Source organism: Leptolyngbya sp. UWPOB_LEPTO1 (assembly GCF_017302695.1).
Classification (GTDB): Bacteria; Cyanobacteriota; Cyanobacteriia; order Leptolyngbyales; family Leptolyngbyaceae; genus Leptolyngbya; species Leptolyngbya boryana.
In genome coordinates this window covers 97,962-115,730 of sequence record NZ_JAFLCJ010000018.1, presented here as the reverse complement: position 1 = coordinate 115,730, position 17,769 = coordinate 97,962, and the positions used below count along the sequence as shown (strand labels likewise).

At 48.0% G+C, this 17,769-nt stretch carries 14 protein-coding genes and 1 CRISPR repeat array; all 14 genes read left to right on the top strand.

The genetic code is table 11. From position 1 onward, the window contains the following. The first annotated feature begins 12 nt into the window (after positions 1 to 12). The 14 genes from cas7d (at position 13) to J0L70_RS23595 (ending at position 17,762) form a co-directional block, all read left to right on the top strand. Positions 13 to 1,020, top strand: a complete 1,008-nt coding sequence (gene cas7d / locus J0L70_RS23660; RefSeq protein WP_287456135.1) for a type I-D CRISPR-associated protein Cas7/Csc2 — start codon at positions 13 to 15, stop codon at positions 1,018 to 1,020. A gap of 6 nt (positions 1,021 to 1,026) precedes the next feature. Beyond that, a complete protein-coding gene (gene cas5d / locus J0L70_RS23655) occupies positions 1,027 to 1,731 on the top strand; it encodes a type I-D CRISPR-associated protein Cas5/Csc1 (RefSeq protein WP_287456134.1) in 705 nt (234 codons plus the stop codon). A gap of 3 nt (positions 1,732 to 1,734) precedes the next feature. Further along, the gene (gene cas6 / locus J0L70_RS23650) at positions 1,735 to 2,535 is read left to right on the top strand and encodes a CRISPR-associated endoribonuclease Cas6 (RefSeq protein WP_287456132.1); all 801 of its coding nucleotides are present in this window, start codon (positions 1,735 to 1,737) and stop codon (positions 2,533 to 2,535) included. Positions 2,536 to 2,538: 3 nt separating this feature from the next. Continuing rightward, on the top strand, positions 2,539 to 3,117 hold the full coding sequence (cas4, locus tag J0L70_RS23645; RefSeq protein ID WP_287456131.1) for a CRISPR-associated protein Cas4: 579 nt from the start codon (positions 2,539 to 2,541) through the stop codon (positions 3,115 to 3,117). Between the two features lies 1 nt (position 3,118). Next, positions 3,119 to 4,096: a type I-D CRISPR-associated endonuclease Cas1d gene (cas1d, locus tag J0L70_RS23640; RefSeq protein ID WP_287456129.1), complete on the top strand. Its 978-nt coding sequence runs from the start codon at positions 3,119 to 3,121 to the stop codon at positions 4,094 to 4,096. Further along, positions 4,097 to 4,390: a CRISPR-associated endonuclease Cas2 gene (cas2, locus tag J0L70_RS23635; protein WP_268243143.1), complete on the top strand. Its 294-nt coding sequence runs from the start codon at positions 4,097 to 4,099 to the stop codon at positions 4,388 to 4,390. 201 nt (positions 4,391 to 4,591) lie between these two features. After that, a CRISPR array of direct repeats spans positions 4,592 to 9,089; the repeat unit is 37 nt; unit sequence CGCTCAAACCCTCTAATCCCGGCAACGGGACTGAAAC. A gap of 372 nt (positions 9,090 to 9,461) precedes the next feature. Beyond that, positions 9,462 to 9,881 carry a hypothetical protein gene (locus J0L70_RS23630; RefSeq protein WP_287456128.1) on the top strand — a complete coding sequence of 140 codons (420 nt, stop codon included), beginning with the start codon at positions 9,462 to 9,464 and terminating at the stop codon, positions 9,879 to 9,881. Between the two features lie 9 nt (positions 9,882 to 9,890). Beyond that, positions 9,891 to 10,226, top strand: a complete 336-nt coding sequence (locus tag J0L70_RS23625) for a hypothetical protein (protein WP_287456126.1) — start codon at positions 9,891 to 9,893, stop codon at positions 10,224 to 10,226. Beyond that, the gene (locus tag J0L70_RS23620; RefSeq protein WP_287456125.1) at positions 10,195 to 12,975 is read left to right on the top strand and encodes a putative type IV secretion/conjugal transfer ATPase; all 2,781 of its coding nucleotides are present in this window, start codon (positions 10,195 to 10,197) and stop codon (positions 12,973 to 12,975) included. The genes J0L70_RS23625 and J0L70_RS23620 overlap by 32 nt, the downstream gene beginning before the upstream one ends. Then, positions 12,972 to 13,751, top strand: a complete 780-nt coding sequence (locus J0L70_RS23615) for a hypothetical protein (RefSeq protein WP_287456124.1) — start codon at positions 12,972 to 12,974, stop codon at positions 13,749 to 13,751. The genes J0L70_RS23620 and J0L70_RS23615 overlap by 4 nt, the downstream gene beginning before the upstream one ends. A gap of 2 nt (positions 13,752 to 13,753) precedes the next feature. Next, positions 13,754 to 14,848, top strand: a complete 1,095-nt coding sequence (locus J0L70_RS23610) for a hypothetical protein (protein WP_287456123.1) — start codon at positions 13,754 to 13,756, stop codon at positions 14,846 to 14,848. A gap of 12 nt (positions 14,849 to 14,860) precedes the next feature. Beyond that, positions 14,861 to 15,601 carry a hypothetical protein gene (locus J0L70_RS23605; RefSeq protein ID WP_287456121.1) on the top strand — a complete coding sequence of 247 codons (741 nt, stop codon included), beginning with the start codon at positions 14,861 to 14,863 and terminating at the stop codon, positions 15,599 to 15,601. A 299-nt stretch (positions 15,602 to 15,900) separates the two neighbouring features. Beyond that, positions 15,901 to 17,118: a TrbI/VirB10 family protein gene (locus J0L70_RS23600; protein ID WP_287456119.1), complete on the top strand. Its 1,218-nt coding sequence runs from the start codon at positions 15,901 to 15,903 to the stop codon at positions 17,116 to 17,118. 35 nt (positions 17,119 to 17,153) lie between these two features. After that, a complete protein-coding gene (locus J0L70_RS23595) occupies positions 17,154 to 17,762 on the top strand; it encodes a hypothetical protein (RefSeq protein ID WP_287456118.1) in 609 nt (202 codons plus the stop codon). Positions 17,763 to 17,769 lie beyond the last annotated feature (7 nt).

Here is a 17,769-nt window from a genome sequence, read left to right as displayed (position 1 = left end):
CAGGAGAAAAAAATGTCACTACTGAAGACAATTGATTCTAAATTCTTCCATGCTGAAATCCCCTATAAACCGATGGGAAAGTACGCACATTTCCTAACCATTCGAGTGACCGAATCTTATCCATTGTTCCAAACGGATGGAGAACTGAACAAAGCGCGAGTACGATCGGGAATCGCAGATGCAACACCGATCAGTCGCTTGACGATATTTAAGCGCAAGCAATCTACACCGGAACGCTTAGTCGGGCGCGAACTGCTGCGAAGCTATGGCTTGATGACCGCAGAAGACTGCGAGTACAATGTCAAATTCGCGATGGACAATCCAGATTGTATTATTTACGGATTTGCGATCGGTGATTCTGGTTCAGAGAAATCGAAAGTCGTTGTCGATACTGCTTTCTCAATCACTGCATTCGATGGCTCGCATGAAACTTTCACATTGAATGCTCCTTTTGAGAATGGCACAATGGCATCAAAAGGCGAAGCAGGCTCAAAACCTGGAGAAGTAACAAGCCGGATTAATCAGCAAGACCATATTCGCCCTCAAGTCTTCTTTCCAAGTATTGTGACACTGAAAGATCCAACTGAAGCAAGTTTCCTCTATGTGTTTAACAACATTCTAAGAACTCGTCACTATGGCGCACAAACCACTCGAACTGGGCGGCTTAGAAACGAACTGATTGGAGTCGTGTTTGCAGATGGAGAAATCACGAGTAATCTGCGTTGGACGCAAGCAATCTATGATCAGATGCAAGCAAAAAACACGTTGAACTCGACTGATCCATTGAATGAAGATGAAGTACTAGAAACTGCGGTCGCGACCATTCAAACTCTGATGTCAGAGGAATTCATTGTGCATACTGACTTAATCGGCTCTGACTTTGAGGCATTACTGACAGAAGTTAAACAGCTTACAGGTCAAGAATCAGGAATGCGATCGCTTTTGCAACAAGCTGATGCCGAAGCAAAAGCCTATGCACAGAAACACATCAGCAAGAAATCCACTGCAAAAGCAAAGTAATTTCCAATGCCTACTTTCTACCGATGCACGCTAGAACTTCATGACAGTCTATATTTTGCAACCCGTGAGATCGGGCGACTCTACGAGACAGAACCCGTGCTGCATAACTACGCGCTTGCGTATGCTCTAGGTTTAGTAGATAGCGTGCAGCATAGGACTGTCGTCGCTGAGAAAGACGCTTACAGTTATTTTTGCCCTGAACAAGTGCCGAAATATAAAGAGCATCTTACTCCACTCAATACTCAAGCAATCTATGTGACTCCTGCAAGAGCCATGTCTCACACGACGATCTTGAGTACTTGGAAGTATGCGGACAATCGCTATCATGTAGAGATGCAACCGACAGAGCGCAATATCCCAAGTTTTGGCAGGACAAAGGAGATTGCACCAGAAAGCCGATTTGAGTTTTTCATCATCTCAGAGCGAGCGCTCAAACTGCCTAGATGGATTCGCTTGGGTAAATGGGCAAGTAAAACAGAACTGACGGCCGAAATTCTGACAAACCCGAAGCATCATCAATCGGCAGAGTTCACGATTCCTTATCTTCTCAATCCGTTAGATGTGATGTTTACTAACCAAGTCTTGAGTTATGACACTGTGAATATGCCTCCTGTCAGCTTGATTCGCAATGTCCGAATGCGTGGAGAATTCTACACGTTTGAGAATTCTTCTTTGAAGATTCCGGCTCAGATGCACTATCACTTTGGGTAAGCCATGCCGCATAGTTTAGTTCTGAATTTACAACCTCAATCGCCAATTCCAGCGAGTCATTTGAGTGGGCGACATCTTCATGCACTGTTTTTGGATTTGGTACGATCGCAAAATCCAACGCTCAGCGAAACCTTGCACAAACAAACTTCTGAGAAGTCCTTTACGCTCAGTGCTTTACAAACAAGATCGCATCATTCGCTGCTGCAATATCAGCATGAAAGAGCGATCGCAGTTCCCTGCTGGTGGCGCATTTCTCTGTTAGATGATTCTTTGTTTAGTCAGTTAGCACAGTTGTGGCTGAATCTCAGTCCGAAGCAGTCTTGGCATTTAGGAGCCGCAGAGCTTACAGTTACTAGCATTTTAGGAACGGCGCAGCCGAAGCAGCCTTGGGCAGGATTTAGTTCGTATGCTCAACTGTACGAGCAAGCCTCAGATCGAGATCGACAAATTAAACTTCAGTTCTGTACTCCAACCACCTTTCGTCAGACTCGGTACGATAGTGCTTTACCGACGAAAGAGTTGGTTTTTCAGAGTCTATTGCGACGATGGAATCAGTACAGTGGGATTCCATTTTCTGAAGCAGTGATTGAGCCACTTTTTCCCAGTTACTTTGACATTCGGACTGAGATCGTGATGGACAGTCGGAGTAAGTTGATTGGCTGTGTGGGTGAGGTAACATTTGCAATTTTAGGCGAAGTGGATGTGGAGACCATTCGGCAGATTAATACCTTGGCGGATTTTGCGATGTATGCCGGAGTGGGACGAAAGACACCGATGGGAATGGGAATGGTAAGGCGAAAGTAAGTGATGAACCCTGAAAATTATTTGCCTCTCTCGTATTTGAATGCTTGGGAGTACTGTTCGCGGCGATTTTACTTTGAGTATGTGCTGGGGGAAATGGTTGAGAATGAGCATATTGTTCTCGGCACTCATCTGCATCGCAATATCAATGAGGCGGGAGTGATACAGGAGGGCGATACTATTGTTTACCAACAGCAATGGGTTTGGTCGGATCGATTGCAAGTTTCGGGTGTGATCGATGCAGTAGAGGAGCGCGATCGACAACTCATTCCCTTGGAGTACAAGAAGGGAAAAATGGGTCGGCACTTGAGCGATCACTTTCAACTCTGTGCAGCAGCACTGTGTCTGGAAGAGCGGACGGGAAAGACGATCGCGTATGGTGAGATTTTTTATCATGCGAATCGAAGGCGGCAACGGGTGGAGTTCTCACCTCAGTTACGACAGATGACAGAAGATGCAATTCGGGCAGCTCAGATGGCTGAAACTCGTCCGATGCCACCGCCGATCGACCATAAAACCAAGTGTCAGGCGTGCAGTTTACAGAGCATTTGTTTACCGATGGAAGTCAAACAATTAAGGAGTTAGCATGTCAGTTCTGTATGTGACTCAGCCGGATGCGATTTTGAACAAGTCGTATGAGGCATTTATTGTCAAATTGAAGCAAGCGGATGGGTCTTGGAAGAAGCAAACCATTCCGGCTCAGACGGTAGAGCAGGTTGTATTGATGGGCAATCCGCAAGTGACGGGCGATGCTTTGATGTATGCGCTAGAACTAGGAATGCCTGTGCATTATCTGTCTGGATTTGGCAAGCACTTGGGATCGGCGTTGCCTGCTTACTCGCGCAATGGGCAACTTCGATTGGCGCAGTATCGGCGGTATGAGGATCAGGCGCAGAAGTTGGAATTGGTGAAAGCGATCGTCACGACTAAAATCCACAATCAAGCGACGGTCTTGTATCGGCATGGAGTGAAAGAGCATCCGTTAAAGCAGCGAAAAGCGAGTGTGGCTGCTCAAAAGACGATCGATCAAGTGCGCGGAATGGAAGGGTTGGCGGCGCGGGAGTATTTTGGGTATTGGTCGCAGATGTTGAAAGGGAATTGGCAGTTTTCAGGGCGAAATCGTCGTCCGCCGACTGATCCGGTGAATGCGTTGCTGAGTTTTGCTTATGGATTGTTGCGATCGCAGGTGACAGCAGCGGTACATTTGGCAGGGCTTGATCCGTATATTGGCTATTTGCATGAGGTGACGCGGGGACAGCCTGCTTTGGTGCTGGATTTGATGGAGGAATTTCGCGCTTTGATTGCGGATAATGTGGTTTTGACAGTGCTTAATAATCGGGAGATTCAGCAGAAAGATTTTGCGGAAAGTTTAGGGGCATATCGCTTGTCAGATTCGGGCAGAAAAGCTTTTTTGCAGGGGTTTGAGCGGAAGTTGAGTGATGAGTTTACGCATCCGGTGTTTGAGTATCGCTGTAGTTATCGGAAAGCGATCGAGCTTCAGGCAAGATGGTTGGCACGGCATTTGCAGGAGGATGTGCCTTACAAGCCGTTAGCGGTGCGGTAGATGACGACGCTGTTTTATTTGATCATTTATGATTTGCCGGATAGTAAGGCGGCGAATAAGCGACGGACTCGGTTGCATAAGTTGTTGTCGGGGTATGGGACTTGGACGCAGTACAGCGTGTTTGAGTGTTTTTTGACGGCGGTGCAGTTTGCGAAGCTTCAGGTTCAGATTGAGCGGTTGATCAAGTCGGAGGAGGATGCGGTGCGGATTTATGTGTTGGATGCAGGGGCGGTGAAAAGAACGCTAGCTTATGGGTCGGAGAAACCGCGCCAAGTTTCGGCGATCGTTCTATAATGGCAGCAAGTTTTGGCAAACCGAAGCGGGGTCGAAAACTCTGGGAGGTTCGCCAAATCGCTAGAACCAAGACAAGTCAATAGTTTTAACGATTTAGCGATTCGCCATCATTGTAGAATAAAGGCTGGGATCAATGTTTCAGATGACCTTTGCCAAAATCGGTTCTACAGCCCTTGTTCAGTAAGGGTTTCAGATGGCGGACGCTCAAACCCTCTAATCCCGGCAACGGGACTGAAACTTGTCGCAGTCGGAGCGAAAAACCTCACTGAGGCGCGCTCAAACCCTCTAATCCCGGCAACGGGACTGAAACCCTAACCCCGTCCCAACTCCCAATCCTACTAAAACCGCTCAAACCCTCTAATCCCGGCAACGGGACTGAAACTATGACAGGACGACGCAAACGCGATTTCCTCAAACTCGCTCAAACCCTCTAATCCCGGCAACGGGACTGAAACCGTGAATTTGGAGCGATCGCCGTTGCCAACTCGATCCGCTCAAACCCTCTAATCCCGGCAACGGGACTGAAACCTGTATTTATGGCTTGATCGACAGCGCTTACGACAACGCTCAAACCCTCTAATCCCGGCAACGGGACTGAAACCTTAACTCGTCCGGTCAGGTCATCGGCACTACTCCTTACCGCTCAAACCCTCTAATCCCGGCAACGGGACTGAAACTTCTCTTAGCTGCCTATGAAGCTGGAGAGTCTGCCGCTCAAACCCTCTAATCCCGGCAACGGGACTGAAACAAACTACTCGACTCATCCCCAAATTCCACAGGCATACGCTCAAACCCTCTAATCCCGGCAACGGGACTGAAACAGAATTGGGACAAATCACAAATCAGAAATATGCACACGCTCAAACCCTCTAATCCCGGCAACGGGACTGAAACTATCCAAAATACTCGAATCGGACACTCTATTATTTCGCTCAAACCCTCTAATCCCGGCAACGGGACTGAAACTTGATGGCTTGGCGATTGAGGTTGGTCAAGGAACGCGCTCAAACCCTCTAATCCCGGCAACGGGACTGAAACTTCAGCTACTTCTTTGAAGAAGCAGTAGCCGAAGCGCTCAAACCCTCTAATCCCGGCAACGGGACTGAAACTCATCTCTAAGTCTCCTTATCCCTACGTCTGAAAAGCGCTCAAACCCTCTAATCCCGGCAACGGGACTGAAACATCCATTTGACACTATTGCTAATCCAGTTGACAGCGCTCAAACCCTCTAATCCCGGCAACGGGACTGAAACATTGCCTGCAATCGTTCGACTCGAATGTCTAAAATTCGCTCAAACCCTCTAATCCCGGCAACGGGACTGAAACCAGCAGGGATAGCTGCAAATGCGGGAGATGTCCAGCAACGCTCAAACCCTCTAATCCCGGCAACGGGACTGAAACTTGAAGCTTTTGAAGTTCAAGTTCAGCGATCGTGGCGCTCAAACCCTCTAATCCCGGCAACGGGACTGAAACTTCGGACACTGGATACTCTCGCTCAAGGAACCAGTAGCGCTCAAACCCTCTAATCCCGGCAACGGGACTGAAACACATCGCAGCGGTAGCCGTCGTTGGGGTCGGGTAGCGCTCAAACCCTCTAATCCCGGCAACGGGACTGAAACAGTCTATGGAATTCGTAAACGCTCAAGTTCTCATTGCCGCTCAAACCCTCTAATCCCGGCAACGGGACTGAAACTTCTGAATGGCGCTTTGACGCTGAATTGCCTTAACGCTCAAACCCTCTAATCCCGGCAACGGGACTGAAACTGGAGTCAGTGAGCCAACCGCGCAGAAGATTCCGAGACGCTCAAACCCTCTAATCCCGGCAACGGGACTGAAACGCACATGCGGCAGGGGCAGCAACTAGCGCAGGATTTGCGCTCAAACCCTCTAATCCCGGCAACGGGACTGAAACCCACCATTTCGACGATCTCCGATTCCGCCCGTTGCCGCTCAAACCCTCTAATCCCGGCAACGGGACTGAAACCTTTGCCGCGACGTTCGACGATTCGACGGGCACTGAGCCTGCGCTCAAACCCTCTAATCCCGGCAACGGGACTGAAACACGTCAAGAGGGGCAGGTACGAACTGCGCTCCCGGTGCTGCGCTCAAACCCTCTAATCCCGGCAACGGGACTGAAACTTGCCACTTAAATTCAAAGCCGCGATCGTGCCGAACGCTCAAACCCTCTAATCCCGGCAACGGGACTGAAACATCGCTCACTTTGGACTTGAAGGAGAAAGACTAGGCGCTCAAACCCTCTAATCCCGGCAACGGGACTGAAACTTAGCTACAATATCAACACCGTATAGGTTCCAGTTGACGCTCAAACCCTCTAATCCCGGCAACGGGACTGAAACAAGGTTGCGGTGAACGGCGCGTCATTGTTCGTCGACGCTCAAACCCTCTAATCCCGGCAACGGGACTGAAACAAGACTTGCCCCCCTTGTTTCCAAGGGGGGCTTTGCGCTCAAACCCTCTAATCCCGGCAACGGGACTGAAACTTCAACGACATCAAATCCAGCAGGGGTGATCGTGACGCGCTCAAACCCTCTAATCCCGGCAACGGGACTGAAACGAGAAAGTCCTGCTCTAATACAAGCTTCACATGTAGCGCTCAAACCCTCTAATCCCGGCAACGGGACTGAAACTATTAAGAAGATTCTTTATGCGCTACGTTTCAAAGACGCTCAAACCCTCTAATCCCGGCAACGGGACTGAAACTAGCGATATAACTGTCCAGGGCATTGTCCCAATTTTGCGCTCAAACCCTCTAATCCCGGCAACGGGACTGAAACTTCCACAACGTCATATCCGGCCGGGGTGACTGTGACCGCTCAAACCCTCTAATCCCGGCAACGGGACTGAAACCGCAAATTGATGACAGAGAAAAACATTGACTACAGCCGCTCAAACCCTCTAATCCCGGCAACGGGACTGAAACAAGCTCTTACCCGAACCAATTTGACCAGCAATCCCAACGCTCAAACCCTCTAATCCCGGCAACGGGACTGAAACGCGAGAGGTGATCGGGGGGAGGGGGGTGGGCTGTCGCTCAAACCCTCTAATCCCGGCAACGGGACTGAAACTCTGAGGGGGCGGATTTCTGCGCGGCGGCTCTTGCGCTCAAACCCTCTAATCCCGGCAACGGGACTGAAACAGGGTGCTATGTCGGGTTGCGAGAGGTGATCGGGGGGCGCTCAAACCCTCTAATCCCGGCAACGGGACTGAAACCAATCTCGTTTGTGGACGGTTCGGGCCGTCAGTTTGCGCTCAAACCCTCTAATCCCGGCAACGGGACTGAAACACTATTTTCGGCGCGATATCTACACTTGCATTCTGTACCGCTCAAACCCTCTAATCCCGGCAACGGGACTGAAACAAAATCGAAAATGCAAGCCTGAAGCAAGCGAATGCCCTGCTCGCCGCTCAACCCCTCTAATCCCGGCAACGGGACTGAAACCAAGGTAGCGATCGTGCTCTGGCAAATTCGAGACAACGCTCAAACCCTCTAATCCCGGCAACGGGACTGAAACCACCACAAACTACCGACCGCCAAGAAACAAGGCGCTCGCTCAAACCCTCTAATCCCGGCAACGGGACTGAAACATGTAATCGCTCAATCAGGGGATTACACAACGGCACACGCTCAAACCCTCTAATCCCGGCAACGGGACTGAAACATCGACAAACCCAAACGCCCCATTACTGAAGCGCCTGCGCTCAAACCCTCTAATCCCGGCAACGGGACTGAAACTCCAGCGATCGCTACGTTTATCGCCCCTGACACCACGCTCAAACCCTCTAATCCCGGCAACGGGACTGAAACAATTGAGATTAAAACAAAAAAAACAAAAGCCGCTTTAAACGCTCAAACCCTCTAATCCCGGCAACGGGACTGAAACTGCTGAAGTGCATTATTTGGATTAGTTCCAGGAGCGCTCAAACCCTCTAATCCCGGCAACGGGACTGAAACTCTAGTCCTCATTCTGGACAGGGATTCCTGGGCTCGCTCAAACCCTCTAATCCCGGCAACGGGACTGAAACAAGAGTTTTAAGACGGGCGATCTAAAGTTGCTTCAACGCTCAAACCCTCTAATCCCGGCAACGGGACTGAAACCCGTCCGCGCCAGAAGGATCTCGAACAAAATACACGACGCTCAAACCCTCTAATCCCGGCAACGGGACTGAAACTACTGAATTTGGCAAAGCGTTGGAGAGCGATCGCCTCGCTCAAACCCTCTAATCCCGGCAACGGGACTGAAACCAATTAAAACAGCGATCGCTCTCTTCAATCGTTTGACGCTCAAACCCTCTAATCCCGGCAACGGGACTGAAACGCTCATGCGATCTGCTTTGCAGGACTGGGGATAAACGCTCAAACCCTCTAATCCCGGCAACGGGACTGAAACATTTCAGCCTGAAGTTGATCTGGAGAAGGAGACTGTCGCTCAAACCCTCTAATCCCGGCAACGGGACTGAAACCAAGACGCTACCACGTTAGCGATCGCTAAAGCTCCGCGCTCAAACCCTCTAATCCCGGCAACGGGACTGAAACCTTTACTGACTTCGAGATTGAGTTTCGACGAAGCCGCTCAAACCCTCTAATCCCGGCAACGGGACTGAAACCCCCATCTGTGCGACCTTGTTGATCAGATTTGATGGCGCTCAAACCCTCTAATCCCGGCAACGGGACTAAAATCTGAATACTATGTGGCACTGACAAAAGATACTCAGAAGCTCAAGTTGATGAAATAGAAGACTTTCTCCGCGATATTAAAGACAAAGCCAGAGTTTTGAGAACTCAACAAGAATACCTACCACTATCCCTAATTTTAGGTAGTCCTCATTCTTCCTCATTAACAGCAACATCTAAGCAAATGCTAACAACAATGAGGAATAGCCACTCCTAAACATAAAGAAGACATTAAAGTAAGTACGGATATCATCAGACCCACCGCTATGCTGGATAGTCATAAATCTAATGCGCCTGATTTAAAGACATTGATCACGCAATTTTACTACTTCAGGAGATTGAAAAATCACCCTGCTCTACTGTAAAGAGGAATTGTTTATGTCGAATACTCCGCAACAGCGAAGAAGCGTTCGTTGTTTACAGATCAAACGACTTCCGAGTTTTACAGCATTCGGAGTTTTGCTCGGTACACTTGTGTTTTTCGCGATCGCATTTCACAGTAATCCAGTTCATGCCCAACTGTTTAATCAAGCTGAGCAACAAACGACTAGCATTTTCGGACAATATCTCGGCAACAATATCATTCCATTCATGTTTGGCTTACTTCGGGTTGTCGTCTGGGTTTCAGCAGTCGGATTCATCCTATTTGCGGTTTACCAAGCCCAACGTGGCGAGCAATGGCAACCTCTGATGCAGAATGCTTTTATCGTCATTGCAGCGGTCGTCGTTGTCGAAGGATTAAGTTCACTGTTCTTCGGTGGCGGCACAGGAGCAACTCCTACGGCTTCTCCTCGGTAAATCAGAGCCATGAGGGAGCGTTCCACTCTATTTCGTCCTATCAATCAAAGTTTAGGGCGACAGCCTAGCCTTGGACTTATTCCAGCACACCTTCTTGCACCTTCTGCTGGCATTTTAGTTAGCTTCTACATCGTCTTTGTCTTGATCTTACGCTTAGCTTTTGGCTGGTTTCTACTTTCGAGTCTTTGGGGAATCACCAGTTGGTGGGTTGTGGTTGGACAAAAAACTTGGAAGTTTACTCATAAGTTCAAATCTGTTCCGGATTGGCATCGAGGGCATCTACCCTATCACCCTTGTTTACGGGAGGAACCGCATGACCACAACGAAACATCACATTGGGACTAAACGCTTTACCTTTCAGCCGTTTGAAGATGAATCTCATCTGGAGTGCCTCTGCCAGCTTTCTCTGCAAGGTCGTACAGTCGGTGCTTATCTTTTACACGATCGACAAACCTTCTCACTCGTCTTTGGCTTTCGTACTCCTGGCGTTCATACTTTACTGACCAATGAGCAGATCGAGGGAGCCTTGAAACAATTAGAGAATGGTTTGCAAGGGTTTCGTCCGCAAGACCGTTTGCGAATTCATTGGAGATCATTTGCGAATGATCAATCCCGTCAATCAGAACTCGCTGATTTAATCGATCGTACTCCCTGCATCGAAAGCCAATTTCTACTTCTTGCTCAGCAATCTCACACGCACCGTTTAACTGAACGAGCAGACCATCAACCCAAGCAGCTTCTTCTGTTTGCGACTTACATGCTAGAACCCGGAGAGCAGAGCAAGGATCGGCTTGAGAAGCTTCTTGCTTGGTTGCTTCATCACTACGATGAACTCAAAGGACTGAAAGAAGACAACGATCGCGCCTACTACATTCAGCTCTTAACTCAAGCATTCACTGACGGATTCCTACATTGGGAACAGCAAGTCAATACCCGCATGGGACTGCAAGCAATTCCAATGTCGGATTCTGAGCTTTGGCAGTATCTTTGGGAGCAGTTTAATACCTCAGAAGTTCCTCCTATCCCCCAATTTTTAAAGCTTCAGGAAACTGCTGGCAATTTTGCGCTGAGTGAAGACATTCAAGAACCTCAACACGCAGTGAGTGTGTTGATTCGGGGAGAGTATGGGCAACCAACACACCCGCAAGCGGATCGAGAATGGGTCAAAGTGAAAGGAAAATATGTCGGTGCGATCGCACTTGAATCTAAACCATCTGGATTTGCTTCACCCAGCCATCAGTTGTATTACCTCTGGCGAGTTCTGTCACAATTTTCAGATTGTGGATGCGTTTGTGAATTGTCCGCAGCAGACCGAACTCTCACGCGAATGACGCTACAACGCCTAACTCGGCAGAGCTATACCGCAATGCACCGCGCCACCGTTTTCAAAGATGTCGATGTTGCGTCTCAAGTTCGGGCGAAAACAGGTGTAGAAGCACAAGAGAAAATGGTCGAAGGTGCTTTACCCATTTGGGTTTCTGTCGTCATTTTTATTCATCGAGATCACCCAAAATCATTATCTGAAGCCTGTCAAAAACTAGCTCACTCCTTCCCGCAAGGCGAGTTCGTTCGAGAAACTGAAATTGCTTGGTCATTGTGGCTGAAGTCGCTACCGATTATCAATGATTTACTTCTGCGTGACGGGCGCAAGCAGCTGTATTTCACAAATGAGGCACCTGGACTCATGCCGATCACTTGTACTCAGGCAGTAGACTTTAGAGGAATTGAATTCATTACGCGCTCGGGAAAAATGCCGCTCTACCTCGATTTTGTTCATCACCATCGTGGCATTTTGATCGCGGGTGAAACCAGAAGCGGAAAATCAGTGTTGGCGGCTGAGATTTTTGCTTGGGCGATCGCGAATGAAATGAATGTCATCTCACTTGATTATCCAAAACCAGATGGCACGACCACTTACACGGATTTGGTGAAATTTTTCGGCGAAGACGGTGCGTATTTCGATATTGGCTCTGAGTGTAACAATCTATTCCAGATTCCTGATGTTCGTCATCTCCCTGCATCCTTTCAGAAAGAGCGCTTAGAGGATTACACAGAATTTCTTGTCAAAGCCCTCGACACGATGGTAATGGGAACCGAAACTGAGGGACGATTGGGCAAGCAAGTTCATACGATTCTATGGCAAGCATTAGCAGCTTTTTTTGAGCAACCTCAAATTCGTCAAAGGTACGATCGCGCTTTTGAATCTGGTTTCAGTAGTGATACCTGGTTTGAAATGCCGACTTTGGTTGATTTCGTAAAATTCATCCGCGCCTTCGATTTGGGTGTTGAATCTGCCTCTGCTTCGGAAGCGATCGCAACGATCATTCTCGAACTACAAGGCTGGCTCACAAGTCGCGTTGGGAAAGCAATCTCTCAACCTTCCACCATTCGCACAGATGCCAAGTTTACGGTCTTTGCGCTCAGAAATGTGGGAGATAATATCGAAGCCGCAGTCCTCGCACTATCAGCACAGTCTCTCGCATTTCGGAAAGCCTTGGAAGTGACTGACTCACTTTTAGCGATCGACGAAAGCCCCATTCTGTTCAAATACAATGGTATTGCTCAAATCATTGGGCAAGTTTGTGCAAACGGAGCAAAATCAGGAATTCGTCCACTGATTATTGGACAAGACCCAGATACGATCGCGCAATCGATTGTAGGTTCTCAAATTCTACAAAACCTAAATACCCAAATCATTGGGGCTATTCAGCCCAGTGCTCTGCCGTCCTATCAGTCTTTTTTGGGAATCGATCCAGCGTTGTTACTTCCCAACACTCATGAATCCTTTCGGACTGATCCCATTCGGCTATGCTCCCACTGGCTCTTAAAAGCAAATGGGCGATTTGTTGAATGCAGCCACTATCCCTCTCCTGAACTTCTTGCAGCCGTTGCAAATAACCCCAAAGAGCAGAAAGCAAGACAACGAGTTTTAAAGCACTATCACAGCAAATTTGAGGGGTACGCTGCATTTGCTAAACGATATGTCGAAACTCTGAAAGCAGGAAAATCGATGGACACCATTTTCCCAATGCCGATTAAGAGTGCGGAAAATACCAAAGTATCAGTCATTCCTTATCTACGGAGGATGAAATGAACCGGAAAATTCTTTTGCTATCTACAGTAGCACTGACCACTTTGCTCAGCACCGGAACCGCTTCTGCTTCGCTTCTCCCTGGTGGAATTGGTGATACATGGCAGCAATGGGTGCTAGATCGCCTGAAAAATCCGCTCGATCAGATTCAGGCACAGCTTAAACAGGGAGATGAAATTCTCAACACCATTCTCAAGAATGGACTAGGGCAGGTGTGGGAAGAAATCCCTAGAAGTGCTGACAACCAAGCAATTGATCCTTATCGCATCCGAACGACAGACATCACAATTCCTTCTGGCGTACTTGCAACGAACTCGATCGTGCAAAAGCGGGATGCTGCAAATCTCTATGACCAGGAACTCAGTCGCTCGATCGCAGCCCCCGTTTTAGGTGAAACCGGACGAAAACGGCTTGAGCAACAAGGTCAGCAGACGAACGAACTCATACAAAACAATCAGCAAGGCTTACAAGTTACACAACGACTTGCACAGGATGCTCAATCGCTGACATCGACTCAGGATGTGATGAAAAGCAATGCAAAAGCTATTGCCTCGTTAGCTGGAATCGCCACGAATCAATCCCGACTCACCGCAGATAATCAAGTTGCCCTACTCAAATTACAACAGCTTCAGGGAACCGTTGCTCAACTCGCAGCAAACACAAGTGAGGGAATTGACGAATCGAATCGGCGTGAACGAGTGGCACGTCAGATTGAACTGAGTAGCGCGACAAATGCTGAAATCTACATTCCAGGACTTTACGACACACAGGACAAATAGCAATGCTCATTCCGCTTTTTGCTCAAGTTACGGGTGGTCGCGCCATCATTGAAGATAGCATTCAGCAAGTAGGAGATGTTCAAAAAGCCTGGGATAAACGTTGGATAGACATTTTCAACGGTACAAACGGACTGTACGACGGGATTAACAAGTTTGCGGCTGTGATTGTTGTGGGCGCTTTTCTTTTCTTTGCGATCGGTTGGGTTAAAGATGCAATTGATCGTGGAATCTTTCCTGCTTTGCCCCATGTTCTATGGGTACTGGTCGTTTTCGTGCTGCTTTTTAACAATGGCAAAATGCTGGGGTCAATAACATTAGGTATCCGAAATCTGATGAATGACCAAACCCGAATCGTGCTGCAAGTTCAAATTGGAGAAGTCTCCATGAGAGATGCACTGAATGACGTAATTGTTTCACAACAGGCAAAGACACTGATCCAACAGCAATATGCAGATTGCGAGGCAAAGGAAGGACAAGCTCAAATTGATTGTTTTATCGAAGCCGGAAAACGTGCTGAAGCATTGATTGAACAAGAATATAAATCAAAAGGATGGCTCACGGCTGGAGTTCAACGGCTGAGCCAACGAGTCAGCGCAGTTAGTCAACAAGTTGCACAAAACGCAGCAAAAGGAAATGCGATCGACAAACTCAGCTTCATCACGAACTTAGTGAGAGAGAATTTGATTGCAACGGCTGGACAAGCAGCAGCGCAGCAAATTCTTAAGGGTTTTCAATGGGCATTCGCCAATACGATTGAACTTGCGATGTTGCTAACTGGATTGATCGGGCCGCTTGCAGTTTCAGGTTCAATTTTACCGATTGGTACTCGTCCAATTTGGGCTTGGCTCATTGGTTTTTTCAGCTTGGGACTTGCGAAGTTTTCCTATAACGTGATCGTCGGACTTGCCGCGACTGTCGTTGTTGCTGCTCAAGCACAAACTTCCTCCGAGATTGGTTTTCTCTTAGTGATTAGTATTTTGGCTCCGATTTTGGCTCTCGCGATCGCGAGTGGTGGTGGAATGGCAGTTTTCCGAGGCATCTCTGGAGGCATTACGCGCATTATCTCAGTGGGGACTTCTACGCTGCCGATTAAGTAATTCAAGGAAGCTATGCAAATTCGCAATCTAAAACGTCCGCGCTGGAGACTGAATTCGAGCGACATTTTACCAATCTCGGTCGCTGGACTTGCGATCGCGCTGATTATTTTATCCAGCGCAACCATTTGGTTAGCTGTTTCATTTTCTAAACTCGCCAATCAGAAACCGCCGACTCTTGTTCAGCAGGTTGATGGCAAAGCTTTCACAGTGCGTCCTGAAACAGTTCTTTATCGGGAACCGGAAGTCATTCGGCGTACCATCTCAGATTGGGCAGTAATGACGCTGACATGGGGTAAGCCTCCAGGCGCGGCAAATACAACGATCGATGAAGGTAAACCAATTAATAGCAAGCGTGATCGAATTCCAACCTCATCTTGGGAAGCCTCCTTCCTGCTCGCACCTGATTTTCGCGATATTTTCCTCCAGCAGCTTGCGACAGATATTGTGCCACAGTCAGTTTTCGCAGGGCAGTCTGCGGCAGTTCTTGTGCCACAAAACTTCTCAGTTCCAGAGATCGCTGGTCAAGGGCGATGGAAATTGAAGATGATTGCAACCCGCATTGTCTTTGATGATGCGACTCCAGCAGGACGCTCGATCCCGTTTAATCGCATCTTTTTTGTCCGTGCAATTCCACCTCCTCAGAATCCTCTCCCTCAAACCGTAAACGATTACCAACGCATCGTTTACAGCCTACTAGAGCGAGGAATTCAGATTGAAGAAATTCGACCGCTAGAACGTGAGGAAAAAAGATGAAGCCTACACTTCAAGAGCTAAGGAAACTACTTGATGTCCCCGACCTACAATCATCATCATCTGTCTCCCCAACAGACACAACAGCAGTTCCTAAATCCCCTCGACCAATCTGGGCAAAGCCCATCCCTAAATTCACTGCTGCAACAATTCTACTGATGCCTGTATTCGCGGTTGCAGCGCTCTTTCTGGGTAGCACTCCTTCCTCTAACAAATCACGATCTCCTGAGTTCACTCAACCAGACAGCAAGTCTGAATCTCCTTCAGATACTACTGAAATAGTACGTCAAGAAAATGCACGATTGAAAGCTAACGCAGCGTTAGAGGGGCAACAAAGATTAGAAAAACAAGCAGCAAAAACTAGACCAAATTCAAAACCCGCTTCTAAGCAATCTGGAAAACCTCTTAAAGTAGCAATTTCAAGAGCGGTTGCGCCACCTTCTACAATCTCAATTCGCCAATCCGAACCTCCAAGGCTTGTTACAGCACCCGTGCCTCGTTCTGAAGCTCTTCCAACGCGTCCTGTTGCTTTGAAGTCGTCTCATACTCAGGCAATTAATCCAGCAAAGCGGTGGCAAGAACTGGCAGAGATTGGCAGTTACGGTTCCACTCCTGAGAGAATAGCTCAGCCAGAATCATCGAGGAGCCAACGACCTCTAGCACCTATACAAACTTTGAGTTCAGTTCCAGAACCAAGAAGCGAAACATCACACTTAACCGTAAATCCTGCTGTAGATAGAAATAACTTGCAATCAGACCCTGTTCTGCTGGTCGATAAGAATAGTGACCGCTCCCTGCCAATCTCATCTTATCCACCAATTCTCCAGGCAGCAGAGGCACGAGTTCTCAATCAAGATGTGGAAGTGCCTACGACACTAATTGTAGGCAGCAACGTTCAAGGCGTTTTAGTTACTTCAATTATTTCAGATGAACCACAAACAGAGGCTACTCGCGATTTCATTCATCAAGCAACTGTAGCACTATCGCAACCTCTCCAAGATGATAGAGGTAAAACTGTACTCCCCAAAGACACCAGGCTTACCGTACAACTGAGCAACATTTCTCAATCAGGACAGGTGCGGTTATCTGCGATCGCTGCAACCTGGATTCAAGATGGAGTAACACGATCAATTCAACTTCCCTCAGATGCAATTCAGATTCGAGCAGAAGATGGAAAGCCTTTGGTCGCTAACGATCTAGAAGATAAAGGTAAAGAAATTGCCGCTCTAGATACAGGGCAATTTATTCTAGGCGCATTGCAGCAAGCATCTGGTCAGTTCACACAGCCCAACACACAAGTTCAAGCTGGCAATGGAACAACGATCGTCACTCAAACCAATCCGCGTCCCAATCTAATCGCCAATGTGCTTAAAGGTGGCAGTGATTCGCTTCTCAATTCTGTGTCTGAGCGTAATCGTCGAGCAGTTGAAGAAATCCAGAATCGCCCAGTAACGAGAATCATCAAGGCAGGACAACCCGTTCGAGTTTTTGTCAATCAGGCTGTGCAGATCCAAACTTGAGCATTCCACCACCAGTATCTTTGGAGCAAGTAGCTATGCGAATCCTTCTCACTGCTGGGGTAACTTCAATCAGTCTTTTCTGTTTTGGCTCGATCGCAAATGCTAACCCAGTTCAAACGCTGAGGCTGTATCCCGGTTATGGCACGACACTTAACTTCCGCTCAACCGGAGAAATAGTCTACAAAGTATGGCTCGATGATCCTTCACAAGTCACGATCGATTTTGATGACTCGAACTGCCTTGCAAGGAGTGAAAAAACCGCTTGCAAGGCACAGATCATTCACCTACGCCGAATCCATCGCTTGAACTTTCCTGGATTACCAACAAGTTTAACGACAGCTTTAACTGTAGTTACCAATCGAAATCTCTATCAATTTCGACTCTCATTCCCGAATGCTGGAATACCGCTCACAGGCATTGTGGATGTCCAGTTCTCTGCTTCTCGATCGCAAATTTCGCGAGGATTGCAAATAGCTGCTTCGAGAAGGTTATTGCACCCTGGAGATGCTCTTTGGAAGAGAATGCAAGCATTCTTTCGACTTATCGATCGAGGAACGCCACTCAATCAAGCTGCCCAGCAAGTAGGAATTTCTCTTCAATTTATCCAGCAATTGAATGAGCTTGGTCAAATCGCTGTCCCGTGATGGGAAA

Bases quoted from the DNA above. Each gene is read 5' to 3' on its own strand.
- cas7d (WP_287456135.1), top strand. From the start codon at position 13: ATGTCACTACTGAAGACAATTGATTCTAAATTCTTCCATGCTGAAATC.
- cas5d (WP_287456134.1), top strand. From the start codon at position 1,027: ATGCCTACTTTCTACCGATGCACGCTAGAACTTCATGACAGTCTATAT.
- cas6 (WP_287456132.1), top strand. From the start codon at position 1,735: ATGCCGCATAGTTTAGTTCTGAATTTACAACCTCAATCGCCAATTCCA.
- cas4 (WP_287456131.1), top strand. From the start codon at position 2,539: ATGAACCCTGAAAATTATTTGCCTCTCTCGTATTTGAATGCTTGGGAG.
- cas1d (WP_287456129.1), top strand. From the start codon at position 3,119: ATGTCAGTTCTGTATGTGACTCAGCCGGATGCGATTTTGAACAAGTCG.
- cas2 (WP_268243143.1), top strand. From the start codon at position 4,097: ATGACGACGCTGTTTTATTTGATCATTTATGATTTGCCGGATAGTAAG.
- J0L70_RS23630 (WP_287456128.1), top strand. From the start codon at position 9,462: ATGTCGAATACTCCGCAACAGCGAAGAAGCGTTCGTTGTTTACAGATC.
- J0L70_RS23625 (WP_287456126.1), top strand. From the start codon at position 9,891: ATGAGGGAGCGTTCCACTCTATTTCGTCCTATCAATCAAAGTTTAGGG.
- J0L70_RS23620 (WP_287456125.1), top strand. From the start codon at position 10,195: ATGACCACAACGAAACATCACATTGGGACTAAACGCTTTACCTTTCAG.
- J0L70_RS23615 (WP_287456124.1), top strand. From the start codon at position 12,972: ATGAACCGGAAAATTCTTTTGCTATCTACAGTAGCACTGACCACTTTG.
- J0L70_RS23610 (WP_287456123.1), top strand. From the start codon at position 13,754: ATGCTCATTCCGCTTTTTGCTCAAGTTACGGGTGGTCGCGCCATCATT.
- J0L70_RS23605 (WP_287456121.1), top strand. From the start codon at position 14,861: ATGCAAATTCGCAATCTAAAACGTCCGCGCTGGAGACTGAATTCGAGC.
- J0L70_RS23595 (WP_287456118.1), top strand. From the start codon at position 17,154: ATGCGAATCCTTCTCACTGCTGGGGTAACTTCAATCAGTCTTTTCTGT.